General features: G+C 69.1%; 15 protein-coding genes and 1 pseudogene. 2 read left to right on the top strand and 14 right to left on the bottom strand.

What is annotated here, in order from left to right; genetic code table 11:
• The first annotated feature begins 29 nt into the window (after positions 1-29).
• Together apaG and ACI7BZ_RS10240 are read left to right on the top strand one after the other, a co-directional pair.
• Positions 30-422, top strand: a complete 393-nt coding sequence (apaG, locus tag ACI7BZ_RS10245) for a Co2+/Mg2+ efflux facilitator ApaG/CorD (protein ID WP_414117061.1) — start codon at positions 30-32, stop codon at positions 420-422.
• 31 nt (positions 423-453) lie between these two features.
• Positions 454-1,950 carry a TrkH family potassium uptake protein gene (locus tag ACI7BZ_RS10240; protein WP_414117060.1) on the top strand — a complete coding sequence of 499 codons (1,497 nt, stop codon included), beginning with the start codon at positions 454-456 and terminating at the stop codon, positions 1,948-1,950.
• 15 nt (positions 1,951-1,965) lie between these two features.
• Here the strand turns inward: ACI7BZ_RS10240 and ACI7BZ_RS10235 are convergent, their stop codons facing one another.
• The 14 genes and pseudogenes from ACI7BZ_RS10235 to ACI7BZ_RS10170 form a co-directional block, all read right to left on the bottom strand.
• The gene (locus ACI7BZ_RS10235; RefSeq protein WP_414117058.1) at positions 1,966-2,721 is read right to left on the bottom strand and encodes an SDR family oxidoreductase; all 756 of its coding nucleotides are present in this window, start codon (positions 2,719-2,721) and stop codon (positions 1,966-1,968) included.
• Between the two features lie 159 nt (positions 2,722-2,880).
• On the bottom strand, positions 2,881-4,005 hold the full coding sequence (locus ACI7BZ_RS10230; RefSeq protein WP_414117057.1) for an MFS transporter: 1,125 nt from the start codon (positions 4,003-4,005) through the stop codon (positions 2,881-2,883).
• Positions 4,002-4,235, bottom strand: a complete 234-nt coding sequence (gene ccoS / locus ACI7BZ_RS10225; RefSeq protein ID WP_414117056.1) for a cbb3-type cytochrome oxidase assembly protein CcoS — start codon at positions 4,233-4,235, stop codon at positions 4,002-4,004. Before ccoS ends, ACI7BZ_RS10230 begins: the two co-directional genes overlap by 4 nt.
• Positions 4,232-6,451, bottom strand: coding sequence for a heavy metal translocating P-type ATPase (locus ACI7BZ_RS10220; protein WP_414117054.1), 2,220 nt, complete (start codon positions 6,449-6,451; stop codon positions 4,232-4,234). Before ACI7BZ_RS10220 ends, ccoS begins: the two co-directional genes overlap by 4 nt.
• Before the next feature lie 207 nt (positions 6,452-6,658).
• Positions 6,659-7,162 (bottom strand): FixH family protein, encoded by a 504-nt coding sequence (locus ACI7BZ_RS10215; protein ID WP_414117053.1) that lies wholly within the window; start codon positions 7,160-7,162, stop codon positions 6,659-6,661.
• Positions 7,163-7,196: 34 nt separating this feature from the next.
• Complete coding sequence (ccoG, locus tag ACI7BZ_RS10210) at positions 7,197-8,666, bottom strand: cytochrome c oxidase accessory protein CcoG (RefSeq protein ID WP_414117052.1); 1,470 nt, start codon at positions 8,664-8,666, stop codon at positions 7,197-7,199.
• A gap of 616 nt (positions 8,667-9,282) precedes the next feature.
• Positions 9,283-10,168: pseudogene (gene ccoP / locus ACI7BZ_RS10205) on the bottom strand (cytochrome-c oxidase, cbb3-type subunit III).
• A gap of 4 nt (positions 10,169-10,172) precedes the next feature.
• Complete coding sequence (locus ACI7BZ_RS10200) at positions 10,173-10,334, bottom strand: cbb3-type cytochrome c oxidase subunit 3 (protein ID WP_414117051.1); 162 nt, start codon at positions 10,332-10,334, stop codon at positions 10,173-10,175.
• Between the two features lie 4 nt (positions 10,335-10,338).
• The gene (gene ccoO / locus ACI7BZ_RS10195) at positions 10,339-11,085 is read right to left on the bottom strand and encodes a cytochrome-c oxidase, cbb3-type subunit II (RefSeq protein WP_414117050.1); all 747 of its coding nucleotides are present in this window, start codon (positions 11,083-11,085) and stop codon (positions 10,339-10,341) included.
• Between the two features lie 11 nt (positions 11,086-11,096).
• Positions 11,097-12,761 carry a cytochrome-c oxidase, cbb3-type subunit I gene (gene ccoN, locus ACI7BZ_RS10190; RefSeq protein ID WP_414117049.1) on the bottom strand — a complete coding sequence of 555 codons (1,665 nt, stop codon included), beginning with the start codon at positions 12,759-12,761 and terminating at the stop codon, positions 11,097-11,099.
• Positions 12,762-13,074: 313 nt separating this feature from the next.
• Positions 13,075-14,211, bottom strand: coding sequence for an ABC transporter permease (locus ACI7BZ_RS10185; RefSeq protein ID WP_414117048.1), 1,137 nt, complete (start codon positions 14,209-14,211; stop codon positions 13,075-13,077).
• On the bottom strand, positions 14,208-15,194 hold the full coding sequence (locus ACI7BZ_RS10180; RefSeq protein WP_414117047.1) for an ABC transporter ATP-binding protein: 987 nt from the start codon (positions 15,192-15,194) through the stop codon (positions 14,208-14,210). Before ACI7BZ_RS10180 ends, ACI7BZ_RS10185 begins: the two co-directional genes overlap by 4 nt.
• On the bottom strand, positions 15,191-16,138 hold the full coding sequence (locus ACI7BZ_RS10175; protein WP_414117046.1) for an HlyD family secretion protein: 948 nt from the start codon (positions 16,136-16,138) through the stop codon (positions 15,191-15,193). The genes ACI7BZ_RS10180 and ACI7BZ_RS10175 overlap by 4 nt, the downstream gene beginning before the upstream one ends.
• A complete protein-coding gene (locus tag ACI7BZ_RS10170; RefSeq protein WP_414117045.1) occupies positions 16,135-16,758 on the bottom strand; it encodes a TetR/AcrR family transcriptional regulator in 624 nt (207 codons plus the stop codon). Before ACI7BZ_RS10170 ends, ACI7BZ_RS10175 begins: the two co-directional genes overlap by 4 nt.
• Positions 16,759-17,202 lie beyond the last annotated feature (444 nt).

Here is a 17,202-nt window from a genome sequence, read left to right as displayed (position 1 = left end):
TCTCCCGCGGTAGGGGAGCTCGAGCGGGGATGTACCGCGCCATCACTCGGAATATTCAGGTGACCGCGACGCCGCGTTATGTGGCGGAGCGGTCGGAGCCCGATCAGGGCCGTCATTTTTGGGCCTATACCATCGAGGTGGCCAATTTGGGCCAGGAGACCGTGCAGCTCAAGGCGCGCCACTGGATCATCACCGACGCCAACGGCCATACCGAGGAGGTGCACGGCGCCGGTGTGGTGGGGGAGGAACCGCTGCTGCCCCCGGGCGGCCGATTCGAATACACCAGCGGCGTGCCGCTCAATACCGGCACGGGCATTATGCGCGGGCATTATGAGATGCTGAGCGAAGGCGGGGAGGCCTTCTCCATCGAAATTCCCGCCTTCTCCCTCGACGTGCCGGACGCGCGCCGCATCCTCAACTGAAGCAACCTGCCGGGCGGAGAAGAGGAAACCCATGCACGCCGCACGCATCCCCACGGTGGAGGCCCAGGCCCTTTCGGTGCTGAGCCTGCGCCCGGTGGCGGCGACGCTGGGCATCCTCCTCTCCATCCTCGGCGTCGCCATGCTGGTGCCGGCGGTGGTGGATTTCGCCGCCCGCTCCGGCGGCCAGGGCGCATTCGTGGGCGCTTCCGCCATCACCATCTTCGTCGGCGTGCTGCTGTGGATGTCCGGGCGCGGCGCCGGCATGGCGAAGCTGGACCTGCGCCAGGCCTTCCTGCTCACCTCCTCGGTATGGCTGGTGCTGTCGGTGTTCGCCGCCCTGCCGCTCATGTGGGGCAAGTCCCAGCTGTCGTTCACCGCGGCCATGTTCGAGAGCATGTCCGGGCTCACCACCACCGGCGCGAGCGTCATGTCGGGGCTCGATGCCCAGGCCCCCGGCATCCTCCTGTGGCGGGCGCTGCTGCACTGGTTCGGCGGCATCGGCATCATCGCCATCGCCATTGCCGTGCTGCCGGTGCTCTCCATCGGCGGCATGCAGCTGTTTCGGACCGAATCCTCCGACAAGTCGGAAAAACTGCTGCCGCGCGCCGGCGCCATCGCCAAGCGGTTGCTGTTCGCCTACGTGCTGCTCACCGCCGTGTGCGCCGGCGCCTACCTCGCCGCAGGCCTCCGCGCCTTCGATGCGGTGACCATCGCCATGTCCACCCTGTCGAGCGGCGGCTTCGCCAATTCGGACCAGTCCCTCACCGTGTTCGCCAATCCGGCGGTGGACTATGTAGCCGTCGTCTTCATGCTGGTGGCCGCCCTGCCCTTTCCGCTCTACGTGCGCGCGCTGGCGGGCGATCCGCGGCGGCTGTTCACCAATCCCGAGGTGCGGCTGTTCCTCGCCATCGTCGCCGCCTTCACCGCCCTGTCCTTTGCCCAGCAAACCCTGCAGGGGGTGGCCTCGGGCGAGACGGCCTTCCGCTTTGCGCTGTTCACGGTGGCGTCCCTCATCTCCACCACCGGCTTCATGGCTGCGGACTACACCAATTGGGGCGCCTTTTCCGACGCGCTGTTCTTCATCCTGATGTTTCTCGGCGGGTGCACCGGCTCCACCTCGGGCGGACTGAAGGCGCTGCGCATCGCCATCACCGCCAAGGCCATCCGCCAGCACCTCAAGCGCATCTCGTTCCGCACCGGAGTGTTTCCGCTGCGCTATGGTGGCGCGCCGGTGGCGGACGATGTGGTGGCTTCGGTGCTCGGCTTCGTCTTCCTCTACATCCTCACCTTCCTGCTCACGGGCGTGGCCCTGAACATGATGGGGCTCGACCTGCGCTCCGCCTTCTCCGCCGCCATCGCCTGCCTTGCCAATGTGGGCCCCGGCCTGGGGCCGATGGTGGGGCCGGCAAGCAATTACGGCGGCCTGCCGGAGCCGGCCCTGTGGCTGCTGACGGCGGCGATGATGCTGGGGCGGCTGGAGATCCTCACCGTGCTGGTGCTGTTCCTGCCGCGCTTCTGGGTGCGCTGAAGCACCCGCGCGGGCTCAGAAGTGCGCCAGATAGCCGCCGTCCACCGCCAGCACATGGCCGGTGACATAAGAGGCCGCCGGCGAAGCCAGGAACACCGCCGCCCCGGCCACCTCCTCCGGCCGGCCCCAGCGCCCCAGCGACGTGCGCCGCGCGAGCCATTCCCCCACCGCCTGGTCACGCGCCAGCTCCGCATTGGGCTCGGTGAGGAAATAGCCGGGCGCGATGGCGTTCACGGTGATGGCATGGGGCCCGAGATCGGCCGCCAGCGCCCGGGTGAGGGCCTCCAGCGCGCCCTTCGCGGTGGTATAGGCGGCATCGCCCGCGCGCGAGAGCGGCCCGGCGATGGAGGTGATGTTGATGATGCGCCCGCCCGCGCCGCGCGCCACCATGCCCCGCGCCACCTCCCGCGTGAGATGGGCGGGGGCGAACAGGTCCAGCTCCACCAGGCGGCGGAAGTCCGCATCCGGCATGTCGAGGAAGCTGCGGCGGTCGCGCGCGCCGGCATTGTTGACAAGGATGTGGATGGGCGGGGCCGCGGCGATGGCCGCCGTCACCGCCGCCGTGTCGAAGACATCGAGCACGAACGGTTCCGCCTTGCCGCCCTTGCGGATGATGGCGGTGGCCGCGGCGGCGAGGCGCTTCGGGTCGCGGCCGTTCACCAGCACATGCGCGCCGGCGCCGGCAAGGGCGCTCGCCATCTCGAAGCCGAGGCCGGCGGCTGAGCCGGTGACGAGGGCGGTCTGTCCGGCGAGGGAGAAGGGCTGGGTCACGGGCGGCCTCCGGCGCGGGGGAATCGCCGGCCAACTTACCGAGTTTGGGCCGGCCCCGCTCTGGCGCCGGGGCGTTTTCCGCCAGCTTCGGGGGAGCAGAACGGCTCATCCGCCGCCAAGCCCGGGGTGGACGCCGCAAGCGTCATCACCCCGGCCGGATCAGGCCAGAAGGTAGCCCATAAGGGCGCCGAGGACGGCACCGAAGAACAGCCCGCCATCATGCAGGGCCAGCGCGAGGCGGCCGGGCGGCCCGGCCCGGTAGATCCAGGCGGTGGCGCCCACGGTGGCCACCGACCAGCCGGCCCCCACGCAGATGAGCGCGGCGGTGATGCTTTCCGGCGTCCCCATGGCCTGCAGGGGCACCCCGGCGCCCACCAGCAGCGCACCCGTCAGCGCGATGGCCGCGGGCGGAACCCGGTCGCCGATGAAGGCCAAGGGCACCGCCGGCGCATACATGGCCGCCACGTGCAGGGCGATGAAGCCGAACACCGCCGCCCCGCCGATGCCGCAGCCCACCAGCGCCAGCGGCGCCCCGGACATGACCGCATTCATGCCGAACCAGGCGAGGCCGCCCACCAGCGTCGGCCACAGGATGGCGGAAAGCGGCGCCGCATTCCTGACCCGGAACGGGGTGACCGGATCGGACGCCAGCGAAACGGCAACGCCGAGGGAACAGGTGTGGGCCAGAGCCGCGAGGCCCGCCGCCCCCACGAGGAAGAAAGGCGCCGCGAAATCCTCGGCAATGCCGGCGAGGGTCGGCCCCGCCAGCGCCGCCAGCACGCCGCCCGCCAGCACCCCGGCGGTGGCCGCCGCGGGCCGGCCGCTCGCCGCCGCGGCCTCGTGCCGGTAGAAGAAGGAGAAGCCCTGCGCCATGCCCAGCCAGAGCGCGCCGAGGCACGCCCAGGCGAACTGGCGCTGCATCAGCGCCGCCACCAGCAGCGCCCCGCCGGCAATGCCAAGGGAGGCGCCGAGGGCGAAGCCGGTGCGCCGGCCGAAGGCGTCGCGCAAAAAGGAGGCGGGAAAGGAGGCCAGCGCCGCCCCCAGCAGCATGGCGGCGAACGGCCAGGTGGCGAGCTCAGGGCGAGGCGCCAGCTGCGCGCCGGCCAGGGGCAGGGCGGCGGATGCCACCGTCTGCGCCAGCACGGCGAAGGCGAAGCCCACCGCGAGGGCGAGGGTTGAAGCCGCCCGCGGCCCGTTGTCGTTGGCGGGGGCGTCGAGCTGCGGGTCGCAGACGCAGACCAGCATGCCCGCGCGGGGCTCGGGGGCGGGAATGGCGCGCCTCATGGCTGGCGCCGTCCCTGATCCGGGGCGACCGGCCGGCGGCCGGGATGCCCCGCCGGTTCCGCACGCCCGGACCCGTCGCTGCCGCCCGGCAGGTCGTCGTCGGACAGGACGCGCACGGCCGCCCCATCCAGATCGTCATACTGGCCGCTCCTCAGGCTCCAGAGAAAGGCTAAAAGCCCGCTGAGGCCGAGCAGGAGCGCGAGGGGGAGCAGGTAGACGAGGACGTTCACGCGATCGCCTCCTCCAGCGCGCGGGCATCGGCTCCGGGGCCGGCGGGCGCATCCTTGCCCGCGGGACGGGCGGCGCGCAAGGCGTTCACCGTCACGAGGATGGAGGAGCCGGACATGGCAAGCGCCGCCACCAGCGGCGTTACCAGGCCGGCGATGGCCAGGGGTACGGCGATCACATTGTAGAGAACCGCCAGCGCCAGGTTCTGGCGCATGAGACGGGCGGCCACCCGCGCCCCGTCCACCGCCGCCAGCACGGGGGCGAGGCGACGGCCGAGGAAGACCGCATCCGCATGGGCCTGGGTGACGGCGGCGCCGGTGGCGGGGGAGAGGGAGACCGCGGCGGCGGCCAGCGCGGGGGCATCGTTGAGGCCGTCGCCCACCATCAGCACGCGGCGCCCCTCGGCTTTCAGCGCGTCGAGCGCGGCGATCTTGCCGGCGGGCTTCAGCCCGGCATCAGCATGGGCGATGCCGAGGGCTTCCGCCACCGGCGCCACGGCGGCCGGCCTGTCGCCGGACAGGATGCGCACATCGAGCCTGCGGGCGCGCAGGGCGTCCACCACGGCGCGGGCATCGGGCCGCAGGGCCTGCTCCACCCCCATGACGAGGGTGTCGTCGCCATGGCGGACCGCGATCAGGGAGGCGCCGGCCGGCAGGTCGCCGGGGGCCGCCACATTGCAGAAGGCGAGGCTGCCCAGGCGCAGCGCGCGCCCCTCCACCACCGCCTCCACCCCCTCGCCACGCACCTCGGTGACATGATCGAGGGCCGGTCCGTCCGCGCGGCGCGCCACCGCTGCCGCGAGGGGATGGCGGCTGGACAGGGCGAGGCGCCCGGCCAGCCCCACCAGCGCAGCGTCGGCCCCCTTCGGCAAAGCGAGCGCCGGCTCCGGCAGGGTCAGGGTGCCGGTCTTGTCGAACACCACGGTATCCACTGCGGCGAGGCGCTCCAGCATGTCGCCGGCATTGATGAGCAGGCCGGCCCGGAACAGCCGCCCGGTGGCCGTCACCTGCACCGCCGGCACCGCCAGCGCCAGGGCGCAGGGGCAGGTGATGATGAGCACCGCCACGGCGATCATGGCGGCCTCGTGCAGCGAGGCGCCCACGGCGAGCCAGCCCAGGGCCGCCACCAGCGCCGTGAGATGCACCATGGGGGCATAGAGGCGGGCTACCCGGTCGGCGAGGCGCACATAGGCCCCCTTCTGCGCCAGCGCGCCGTCCAGCAGGCGCTGCACATCGTCCACCAGGGTGTTTTCCCCGCCGGCGGTGACGGTGAGCTGCAGCGCGCCATCGCCATTGAGGCTGCCTGCATAGACCGCATCGCCGGCCTTCAGCGGGCGCGGCAGGGTCTCGCCGGTGACCAGGCTCTCGTCGATGGCAGACTGGCCGCTGGCCACCACGCCATCAGCCGCCACCCGCTCGCCCGGCGCCACGAGGATGGTGTCGCCCGGCTGCAGAGCCTGCACCGGCACCAGCACCGGCACCCCGTCGGCGCCGAGACGGTGGGCCATCTCGCCCCGCAAAGCGGCGATGTTGCCGGCGGTGGCGCGGGTGCGCCGGCGCGCCTCATGGTCCAGGTAGCGGCCCGCCAGCAGGAAGAACAGCAGCATGATGGCGCTGTCGAAATAAGCGTGGGGCTGGCTCAGGGCGGTTTCCAGCACGCTCATGCCCAGCGCCAGGGTGACGCCGATGGTGATGGGCACGTCCATGTTGAGCGCCCCCATGCGCAGGGCGCGCAGGGCGCTCTGGAAGAAGGGCTGGCCGGCATAGGCGGCGGCCGGCAGGGCGATGAGGGCGGAGATCCAGTGGAAGAAGTCGCGGGTTTCCGGCGTGATGTCGGTGACGTTGCCCGACCACACGGAAACCGACAGCAGCATGATGTTCATGGCGGCGAAACCGGCCACGCCGAGGCAGCGCAGCAGCCAGCGGGCGTGGCGCGCCTCGCTCTCCTCCGCCCGCCCGGCAAAGGGGTGGGCGCGGTAGCCGAGCTGTTCCAGGCGGTCCACCACCAGGGCGGGCGTCGCCTCCGCGTCCCAGGCTACCGTGAGGCGATGGGTGGAGTAGTTGAGGCGCGCCCGCACCACGCCGGGCAGCGCCTTCACCCCATTCTCGATGTCGGCGATGCAGGCGGCGCAGTCGATGCCGTCCACGGCAAGGCTCATCTGCGCGAGGCCATCCTCGGCCCGTGCCACGAAAATGGAATAGTCGATTGCCTCGGTCATGGTTCCATCCGGGGGCCTGCCGGCCCCGGCGCGCCGCGCACCGGGTATATACCACCGCGCAAAGAGAGAAGAGTACGACAGGCCGGCCGGCACTGGGGTGGCCGGCCTGATCGTACTCAAGGTTCGGGCAACGCTGGACGGGTGCTGCCCGGCAGTCTCGATGTCGCCTCGGGAGGCCGGTTTATCCCGGCGACCGTTCCAAGCGACTTACGGAAGCTGCACCCGATTTCTGGACCGGAACATCCGCTGCGCGCCTTGCGAAAAATCAATCACCAGATCCCACTGCCCCGGCCCGGCGGGGGCCGATGCGCGATAGCGCCCGTCGCCGAGGGGGGCAAGCTCCAGCACCACGTCGCGCCGGGCATCGGTGGGATGGGCGAGGCGGCCGTCCGGCACGAGATCCGAGAGCGGCTTGCCCGCCGCATCGACGACGCGGACGGCGACGGTGCGGATGTCCCCCTCCGTCGTCTTCAGATCGACGCTCACGCCCCAGTGCCGCGCCGCCTGCTGCTCGGCGGCGGCGTGCTCGGCCTTGAAGGCGAGGCCGGCCTTGTAGGAGCTCTCCGTCTCCACGCCCGCGAAGGTGGAAACCGCATAGCGGGCCATGATGACGTTCACCCCGATCACCACGCCGAAGAAGCCGAGGAGCATGAAGAGCACCGTGCGCCCGGTGAGGACGCGCGGGGCTTTCGAGGGTGTGGACTTGCCCATGTGATCTTGCGTCTCTTCCTTCGGCACCGGCCCGTCAGGGGCCGATGAAATGATCCTGGACCGTCGCCGTGAGGCCCGAGGACGTATCGCGGATGCGGAAGGTCACCGGCAGCGAGGTGGAGGGTGGCAGCTTATCACGGGTGGTGACCAGCACGCGCACTTCCCGGGTCTGGTCGGGGCCGATGGAAAGGCTGTCCGCTTGGTCGCCCACCACCTCCATGCTGGCGTCCGGCACCCCTTCAACCGAGAGGGCGAAGGTGCGGCTTTCCAAAAGCTTGTTGGTGAGGCGCACGGTGTAGGCGTTGCGGATGGAGCCGTCCGACAGCTTCACGAACAGCGGGTTGCGATCGTGGATGGCGGCGACGCCCTCGGTGGCACGGCCGATGAGGGCGGTCAGCATCAGCCCGCAGGCGAACACGATGAGCGCCGCGTAAAGGATGGTGCGCGGACGCACGATGCGCTGCACGAAAGGCTTGCCCGCCATCCGCGCTTCAAGGTTCGCCTCGCTCTCATAGGCGATGAGATTGCGCGGGCGGTCGATCTTGTCCATCACATTGTTGCAGGCGTCGATGCACAGGCCGCACTGGATGCACGGCAGCTGCAGGCCCTTGCGGATGTCGACGCCGGTGGGGCACACGGCGACGCACTGGTCGCAGTCGATGCAGTCGCCGGCCGGCTGGCCCTTCTCCCGCAGCGCGGCCGCCTTCTTCACCGAGCCGCGCGGCTCGCCGCGATCATAGCGATAGGTGACATTGAGGGCGTATTCGTCGGTCAGCGCGGCCTGGATGCGCGGCCACGGGCACATGTAGGTGCACACCTGCTCGCGCATGTGGCCGGCGAGGGCATAGGTGGTGAAGGTGAGGATGGCGATGGACATGTAGGCCACCGCCGGCGCCTGGAAGGTGGCCAGCTCCACCACCAGGGTGGGGGCATCGGCGAAATAGAGCACCCAGGCGCCGCCGGTCCACCAGGCGATCAGCAGCCAGACCGAGTGCGTGAGCGCCTTGTGGGCGAATTTGTCCAGGCTCCAGGGCGCCGCATCGGCGCGCATGCGCTCGCGCCGGTCGCCCTCGATCAGGCGCTCCACCGCCATGAACAGGTCGGTCCACACGGTCTGCGGGCACAGATAGCCGCACCACACGCGGCCGGCCACGGCATTCATGAGGAACAAGATGAGCGCGGCGAGGATGAGCAGGCCGGCGACGTAATAGAATTCCTGCGGCCAGATTTCGAGGAAGAAGAAATAGAAGCGGCGGTTCGGGAAGTCGATCAGCACCGCCTGGCCGGGCGCATCGGGACCGCGGTCCCAGCGCACGAACGGCAGGAGATAATAGATGCCCAGCGTCACCGCCAGCACCACCCACTTGATGGTGCGGTAGCGGCCATGGACACTTTGCGGATAGATCTGCCGCCGCGCCTCGTAGAGCGGGATATCGTCTTCCGCTGTCGCGGGAACGGTCTCCGCCGCAGCCTTGCGCTCGGAATTGGTGGACAGGGCAGTCATTTTTCGTTCGCTTGACGTTGACCGGGCCGCATGCGGCCGGCGGTAGGGAGTTGGGGCTGGCCCCCACGGGGCCGGCGCGATTTCAAAGCCGCTGCTTCGACCGCCGGTCCCACCACATTCATACCTTAGAATGTTGCGAAACCGGCGCTGGCGAAAGGTCGCGCCGACGATTGGTCGCGCGACCTTTTGGCTCCCTTTGCCCCCCGGCTGTCGCGCACTCCCGATCGGGCATGTTCACCGCATCCCGTCTTCAGGACACGGCCGGCAGACGATGCCCGACCGTAGCGATTGGAGCCCTGACGCGTAAAGCCGGCCCGCATTCCGGCTTCAGAAAAACGCGCCCCATGATCTTGAGCGAAAGTCACGCGGTGCGACAGACCCAGGCGGCATCAAGCTAATGTGAAGAAACGGGGCCAGGTCTTCCGCCCGGCTTGAGGGCCATGCCTGCGGAACATCTTCACCCACCACATGGCCCATTGCCGGGCCCCTGGATGAATATCGACCTGCAACCTGGACCCCACGCCAGCTTGCGGACCACATCGGCCCGGCGGCGGTGATCGTCTTCAGGAAAACGGACCCGCCCGGAGCGCATGCGCCCCGGGCGGGCCTCAGGATGTCAGCGGCCGCCGCCGAGCGAGTGCACGTAGACGGTGAGCGCCTTGACGGTGGTCGGGTCCAGCCGGGTGTGCCAGGCCGGCATCACATTGCCGCGACCATTGACGACGGCATATTCGATGGTGGCCTTGTCCGAGCCATACAGCCAGATGCCGTCGGTGAGGTTCGGCGCCCCGAGCTTCCTGGTTGCCCTTGCCGTCCTCGCCGTGGCAGGCGGCGCAATTGGCCTCGAACACTTCCTTGCCCTTGGCGAAGTCTGCGCCGGGCTTGGCGAGGCCGGAGAGGGTGCGCACATAGTCCGCCACCGCCGAAATCTCGGGCCGCTGCAGGATGCCGTCGCGGCCGAAGGCGGGCATGTTGCCCTGGTGGGCGTCGGGATCGCCGGACCGGATGCCGTACTGGATGGTCTGCTGGATCTGCTCCAGGGAGCCGCCCCACAGCCATTCGTCGTCATTCAGGTTCGGGAAGCCGGTGGCGCCGCCGCCGCCCGCCCCGTGACAGGGCGCGCAATTGTCGGCGAAGGCCACCCGCCCCTGGGCCCGGGCGAGGCTGAGCAGCGCCGGGGTCTGCTCGATCTGCTCCAGGGAAGCATTCGCGAGCTTGGCGGTGGATTCGGCGCGCAGGGCCTGAAGGTCGCTGAGCTGGCTGGCCACCACGGTGCGCGAGTTCCAGCCCAGAAGGCCCGGCGTCGCCGACGAGATGAGCGGCCAGGACGGGAACAGGAGCCAGTAGATGACGGACCAGAAGATGGTGGCATACCACACCCACAGCCACCAGCGCGGCAGCGGGTTGTTCAGCTCGGAGATGCCGTCCCATTCGTGGCCGGTGGTGGAGACGCCGGTGGCCTGGTCCACCTTCACCTGATGGGTGTCATTTGTCGTGCTCACGGGATCAATCCTCTTTGAGCGGAATATTGGCGGCGTCGTCGAAGTCCTTCTTGCGTTTCTTGGACGGCCAGAAGGCGTAGGCAACCACGAGCAGGAAGGCGACGACGAAGATCACGAGACCCCAGGTCTGCGCGAAAGCGGCAAGGCCGAGATAGGTGTCCTGCATGGAGTCACCTCACATTCGCTTGGTTGTCGTAGAGCTTGAAGTCCACAAGGGCACCGAGCATCTGGAGATAGGCGATGAGCGCGTCCGCCTCGGTGATCTCCGCGACGTTGCCGTCGAAGTCGCGCACCTGCGCCTTGGGGTAGCGCTTGAGCAGTCCGTCGGCGTCGGCATCGGTGGTGCCCTGGGTCTTCAGGTCCTCCTGCGCCTTTTCGATCATGTCGTCGGTGTAGGGCACGCCAAGGATCTGCTGAACCCTCATGTCATCAGCGATATGCTTGGCATTGAGCCGGGTCTTCGCCAGCCACGGATAGCTCGGCATGATGGAGGCCGGCACAACCGCACGCGGGTTGTTGAGGTGCTCCAGCTGCCAGATGTCCGAATACTTGCCGCCGACACGCGCAAGGTCAGGCCCCGTGCGCTTGGAGCCCCACTGGAACGGGCGGTCGTACATGCTTTCCGCCGCCAGTGAATAATGGCCGTAGCGCTCCACCTCGTCGCGCAGCGGGCGGATCATCTGCGAGTGGCAATTGTAGCAGCCCTCACGCAGATAGATGCTCCGTCCGGCGAGCTCGAGCGGGCTGTAGGGGCGCATGCCCTCCACCTTCTCGATGGTGCTCTTCAGGTAGAAGAGGGGCGCAATCTCCACCAGGCCGCCGATGGAGATCATCACGAGGATGCCCAGCATCAGCCAGTAGGAGTGCTTTTCGAAGATCTGGTGCTTGGACCAGATGGAATTGCCGTGTGCAGCCATGCGTGCCTCCCTTATTCCGCGGGCGCAAGGGCGAGCTTCTGCTCGGCCGCAGCTTCCGGCATGGTGATGGTCTTCCAGATGTTCCAGGCCATGATCAGCGCGCCCGACAGGAACAGGATGCCGCCGAGGGCCCGGATCACATAGAGCGGGTGCATCGCCTCCACCGTCTCGATGAACGAGTATTCGAGGAAGCCAAGCTGAGTATAGGCCCGCCACATGAGGCCCTGCAGGATGCCGGCAACCCACATGGAGGAGATGTAGAGCACGATGCCGAGGGTCGAAACCCAGAAGTGCCAGGACACGGCCTTCATGGAATACATCTCACGCTTGTGCCAGAGCCACGGCACGAGGCAGTAGATGGCGCCGAAGGAGATGTAGGCCACCCAGCCGAGGGCGCCCGAATGCACGTGGCCGACGGTCCATTCGGTGTAGTGGCTGAGCGAGTTCACCGCCTTCACCGCCATCATCGGCCCTTCGAAGGTGGACATGCCGTAGAAGGCGACCGCCACCACCATCATGCGGATGACCGGATCGGTGCGCAGCTTGTCCCAGGCGCCCGAGAGCGTCATCAGGCCGTTGATCATGCCGCCCCAGGAGGGCATCCACAGGATCACCGAGAAGGTCATGCCCAGCGTCTGCGCCCAGTCCGGCAGTGCGGTGTAGTGCAGGTGGTGGGGACCGGCCCACATGTAGATGAAGATCAGCGCCCAGAAGTGCACGATGGACAGGCGGTAGGAATAGACCGGCCGCTCGGCGCGCTTCGGGATGAAGTAATACATCAGCGCGAGGAAGCCGGCGGTGAGGAAGAAGCCCACCGCATTGTGCCCGTACCACCACTGGAACATGGCGTCCTGCACGCCGGACCACAGGATGTAGGACTTCGACGAGAACACCGACACCGGGATGGTGGCGTTGTTGCCGAGGTGCAGCACCGCGATGGTGATGATGAAGGCGAAATAGAACCAGTTCGCCACATAGATGTGGGGCTCGTTCCGCTTCAGCACGGTGATGAGGAAGACCAGCAGGTAGGTGACCCATATCACCGTCAGGAACAGGTCGGAGTACCATTCCGGCTCCGCATATTCCTTGCCCTGGGTGATGCCGAGCAGATAGCCCGTGCCGGCGATGACGATGAAGAGGTTGTAGCCCAGGACCACGAACCAGGGCGCCAGATCACCGGCGAGGCGCGCCCGCGAGGTGCGCTGCACCACGTAGAACGAGGTGCCGATGAGCACGTTGCCGCCGAAGGCGAAGATCACCGCCGACGTGTGCAGCGGGCGCAGGCGGCCGAAGGAGATCCACGGCAGGTCGAGGTTCACCACCGGGAATGCCAGCTGGAGGGCGGCGATGACGCCCACCGTGAAGCCGGCGATGCCCCACACCACCGCCGCGATGGTGCAGAACTTCACCACGTCGAAATTGTAGTTGGGCTTGCCGTCGATGAACTGCGGCACGGGCCCCGCCGGCCGGGCCATGTAGCGGTTGCCGATGGCGAACACCGCGGCGATGCTCGCGGCCGCGAACACATACGCATGGAATGCATATTCCGGCGTATGCGCCTTGGCGGCGACGACGATGGCAAAGAAGGCGAACGCGGCAAATACCACCAGCAGCCCGGCTTCGCCGAACCGCAGGGACTTCGCCGGTGCCGGGATCGGATCTTGGAGTGTTGACATCTGAAAACCCTTCGCGCCGAAGCGTAAAGACTGCACCCTGGAACTTGAGGGCTGAACATCACCCTAGGACCGTTTTTCACCTTGACACATATCAAAGATGCAGACGGCGGACTGCCGATTGACCGCTGCGGCTGGCCGTCGCAAGCCGGTTCGCACGCCGCATCCGGCGTCGGATATTCGGTCGCGGCCGGCTCGGCGCAAGCGCCGGATCGGCTTGGCTGGACAAGCTCTAAGCAGACCGGGCCACGGCTCTTTTCCACAGTCCGAAATGCGGGCACCGCGCGCATTTTCGCGGCCACATGCCGCACGCAAATTAATCCAGAGTTTGCCGGAATCTTGCCACCGCGACGCCCATAGCGACGAACATGAGGCCCACCAGCGCCGCCGCATCCACGGTGAGGTCGGAGAAGCCCGACCCCTTCAGCAGGATGCCGCGCACCATGCGCAGATAATGGGTGAGCGGCAGCCCCTCGCCCAGCCATTGCGCCCACAGGGGCATGCCCGAAAACGGAAACATGAAGCCGGACAGAAGGATGGAGGGCAGGAAGAACATGAACGACATCTGCACCGCCTGCAACTGGTTCTGCGCCAGGGTGGAGAAGGTGTAGCCGATGGACAGGTTGACGGTGATGAACAGCAGCGTGGCCACCGCCAGCAGCACGGCCGAGCCTTCCAGCGGCACGCCGAACAAAAGCATGCCGGCGCCGAGAATCAGCACCGCCTGCAGGATGCCCACCAGCACATAGGGCGTGATCTTGCCCAGCATGATCTCCACCGGGTGGATGGGCATGGCGAGCAGGCTCTCCATGGTGCCGCGCTCGATCTCCCGCGTCACCGAAAGGGCGGTGAAGATCAGCATGGTCATGGTCAGGATGGTGCCGAGGAGGCCGGGCACGATGTTGAGCTGGCTCGTGCCCGCCGGATTGTACCGCCGGTGCTGGACGATCTCGAACGCGCCGGCGCCGGCCTCGTCCACGAAGCGCACGCGGGACAAGGCGGAATTCACCACGCCGGCAAGGGCGCCGAGGGCATTGGCCGAGCCCACCGGGTCGGTGGCGTCCGCCGCCACCAGAAGCTGCGGCCGCTCGCCCCGCCGGAGCGCGCGCTCGAAGCCGGCGGGAATCTCCACGAAGAACAGCACCTCACCGGCGCGGATCATGTGCTCCGCCGCCTCCACGCTCTCCGCCTCGCGCACGAAGGAGAAGAAGGCGGTATTGCGCAGCGCGGCCAGGATGGCGCGGCTCACGTCGTTGTTCTCGTGGGTGAACACGGCGGTGGGCAGGTGCCGCGGCGTGGTGTTGATGGCGTAGCCGAACAAGATGAGCTGCAGCAGCGGGATCATGATCATGGTGGCGAACGTCACCCGGTCGCGGCGCAGCTGGATGAACTCCTTCACGATCATGGCGCCGATGCGCCGTGCGAAGCCGGCCACGGCCGTCGCCGCGCTCATCGCATCTCATCCTTGGAGCGGCGCATGAGGTCGATGAACACATCCTCCAGCGTGGGCGCATCGGTGCGCAGGGCAAGGCGCCCATCGGCGCGGATGGGGTCGAGGGCGGCCGCCAGCGCGGCCGGATCGCGCCCCGAGACGTGCAGGGAGGTGCCGAAGGGCGCCACCATGTCGATGCCGGGCCGCCCGGAAAGCTCCCGCGCCAGCCGGGCCACCAGCAGCCCCGCCTCGTGGCCCACGCCTTTCACATCCACCGTCACGGTGGAGAGGCCCGCCGCGGCGATCACGTTCGCCACCGTGCCCTGGGCCAGGAGCTTGCCGTAGGCGATGTAGGCGATCTCGTGGCAGCGCTCCGCCTCGTCCATGTAGTGGGTGGACACCAGCACCGTGAGCCCCTCGGCGGCGAGGTCGTGGATCTCGCCCCAGAACTCGCGGCGGGCCTGGGGGTCCACGCCGGCCGTGGGCTCGTCCAGCAGCAGCAGGTCGGGGCCGGGCAGGATGCAGGCGCCGAGGGCGAGCCGCTGTTTCCAGCCGCCGGAAAGCTCGCCGGCCAGTTGCCTGCCGCGCCCCTCCAGCCCCAGCCGCTGCAGCGCCTGCGTGGCCGCCCGCTCCGGCTGCGGCACCCCGTAGAGGCGGGCGACGAACTCCAGGTTCTCGCGCACCGAAAGGTCCTGGTAGAGGGAAAAGCGCTGGGTCATATAGCCCACATGGGCGCGGATGCGCCGGGCCTGGGTGAGGATGTCCAGCCCAAGGCAGGTGCCGCGCCCCGCATCGGGCGTCAGCAGGCCGCACAGCATGCGGATGGTGGTGGTCTTTCCCGAGCCGTTGGGACCGAGGAAGCCGTAGATCTGCCCGCGCATGACGCGCATGGACAGGTTGTCCACCACCCGCCGGCCGCCGAAGCTCTTGGAAAGGCCCTCCACCTCGATGGCCACGGCCGGCCCGTCCGCCCGCCTGCCCTCCTCCAGCGGCGGCGCGGTCACGGCGCGGCCCCGAGCGCGACATTCACCGGCTGGCCCGGCCGCACCTTCGCCGCATCGTCCGGCCGCGCCTCCACCAGATAGACGAGCTTGGAGCGCTCCTCCCGGCTGTAGATGACGGGCGGGGTATATTCGGCCTGAGCGGCAATGAAGCTCACCTTGGCGGTGAGGGGCGGGCAGCCGTCGCAGGTCACCGTCACCGGCGCGCCGAGGGTCACCGCCGGCAGCCGGGCCTCGGGCACGAAGAAGCGCACCTTCACCTGCCCGGGCGGCAGGATGGACACCACCGGCCGACCCTCCGGCACCACCTCGCCGGGGCGGAAATACACCGTCTGCACCGCGCCCTGGGCCGAGGCCCTCACCGCGCGGCGCTCCAGGCGCACCTGCGCGGCGTCAAGATTGGCCTTCGCGGCGGCAACCGCCTCCTCCGCCGCCTCGATCGTGTGGCTGCGGGCGGCGATGCGGGCGGCGCCGATGCGCCGGCGCGCCTCGTCGAGGGCGGCCTCGTTCTCGTCGAACCGCTGCTGGGCGCTGTCCAGATTGGCCTGGGAGGAGGCCCCCTTCGGCACCAGCGTCTTCTGCCGGTCAAGCTCGATGCGCGCGAGGTCGCGGGCGGTCACGGCGCGGCGCTCGGAGGCTTCCAGCACCGCAAGTTCCTCCGGCCGCTGCAGCGGCGCGCGGGCATCGGCAAGGCGCGCCTGCGCCTCCTTCAATTGGGCGGCGGCGGCGGCGCGGTCGGCGCGCTGCAGGTCGTCCTCCACCCGGGCGACGATCTGGCCCGGCTGCACGGGGGTTCCCTCATCCACCAGCAATGCGCTCACCCGGCCGGGCTCGGTGGGGCCGAGAAAGAGCAATTCGCCCTCCACATAGCCGGAGAAGCTGTCACCGGGGGGCGCCGCGCAGCCGGAAAGCAACAGGGCAAGCAGCAGTGCGGCCGCGCGTGTCACGTGTTCCTCCATCCCAGGCCCCGCAACAGGAGGTCGCGGTGGCCGGCGAGCAGCTGGCGGGCATCCAGCGGATCAATGGCGCAGAACATGCCATTCCAGATGACGGCGACGATGGCCGGGGCGATCACCAGCTGGGGAAAGCGCTCGGCCACGTCATTGTCGATCTCTCCCCGCTCCAGGCCGCGGCGGATGACCTGGCGGACCAGAGCCAGCCCGCGCGACACCACGGTGCGGTGATAGAAGGCGGCGAGATCGGGAAAGCGCGGCCCCTCGGCAATCATCAGCCGCACCAGGGCCTGCGCCGGCGCGGTGAGGATGCGGGCGGCCAGCAGTTCCAGGAGAAGGTCCAGAAGCTCGCGCGTGGTGCCCCCGAACAGGCCGACCAGTTCGTCCGCATCCGCAAGGACGGGGGTGATGTTCTCCTCCACCAGGGCACGGAACAAGGCGTCCTTGTCGGCGAAGTGGAGATAGAGCGTGCCCTTGGCGATGCCGGCGCGGCGGGCCACGTCTTCAAGGCGAGCGCCGGCGAAGCCATCCCGGGCGAAGACGTGGAGCGCGGCATCGAGGATCTCGCGCCGGCGCTGTGCCCGGTCCTTGGGCGCCGCGCGCTTGCGGCGCACGGCCTCTGCCGGTACGGGCGGCGCCGCACGCTGGGCGACACCCTGCGGAGCACCGGCCTGGGAAGCCGGCACAGCCTGCGGGGCAGGGGCGGAAGGTCCCGGGGCGCGTCTGGCGGTTTGGTTCACGATGACGGCTCGGCCTATAGACTGACTGACGGGTCAGTCATTATCACGACCGGGCCATTGCGCCAACGGCCGGCATGTCGCATCGGGCGCGCGGGGAGCCTGTCGGCAGGCCTTGCGGGCGCGCAGGGGCAGGCTGTTGTCCGGGGCGGGCCACGCGGGCGGGGATCTGCGGGAAGGGGGCGACGGGAAGGGGGCGTCGCGCCCCGGTCGAGGGCAAGGGAGCCGGGGGCGGCAAAACCGGATCGGGTACCGCAAGGGCCGGGTCGCAGCGGCCGAAAGGGCAAAAACGGCCGGGGCGGCACGTGCCCGCCGGGCGCC

The sequence above is a fragment of the Xanthobacter sp. AM11 genome (assembly GCF_047444035.1).
GTDB lineage: Bacteria > Pseudomonadota > Alphaproteobacteria > Rhizobiales > Xanthobacteraceae > Xanthobacter.
Note: the sequence above shows the minus strand (reverse complement) of the source record. Positions and strands in the feature narration are given on the sequence as shown.

Bases quoted from the DNA above. Each gene is read 5' to 3' on its own strand.
- ACI7BZ_RS10230 (WP_414117057.1), bottom strand. From the start codon at position 4,005: ATGAGGCGCGCCATTCCCGCCCCCGAGCCCCGCGCGGGCATGCTGGTC.
- ccoN (WP_414117049.1), bottom strand. From the start codon at position 12,761: ATGTCAACACTCCAAGATCCGATCCCGGCACCGGCGAAGTCCCTGCGG.
- ACI7BZ_RS10220 (WP_414117054.1), bottom strand. From the start codon at position 6,451: ATGACCGAGGCAATCGACTATTCCATTTTCGTGGCACGGGCCGAGGAT.
- ccoO (WP_414117050.1), bottom strand. From the start codon at position 11,085: ATGGCTGCACACGGCAATTCCATCTGGTCCAAGCACCAGATCTTCGAA.
- ACI7BZ_RS10185 (WP_414117048.1), bottom strand. From the start codon at position 14,211: ATGAGCGCGGCGACGGCCGTGGCCGGCTTCGCACGGCGCATCGGCGCC.
- apaG (WP_414117061.1), top strand. From the start codon at position 30: ATGTACCGCGCCATCACTCGGAATATTCAGGTGACCGCGACGCCGCGT.
- ACI7BZ_RS10215 (WP_414117053.1), bottom strand. From the start codon at position 7,162: ATGGGCAAGTCCACACCCTCGAAAGCCCCGCGCGTCCTCACCGGGCGC.
- ACI7BZ_RS10240 (WP_414117060.1), top strand. From the start codon at position 454: ATGCACGCCGCACGCATCCCCACGGTGGAGGCCCAGGCCCTTTCGGTG.
- ACI7BZ_RS10200 (WP_414117051.1), bottom strand. From the start codon at position 10,334: ATGCAGGACACCTATCTCGGCCTTGCCGCTTTCGCGCAGACCTGGGGT.
- ccoG (WP_414117052.1), bottom strand. From the start codon at position 8,666: ATGACTGCCCTGTCCACCAATTCCGAGCGCAAGGCTGCGGCGGAGACC.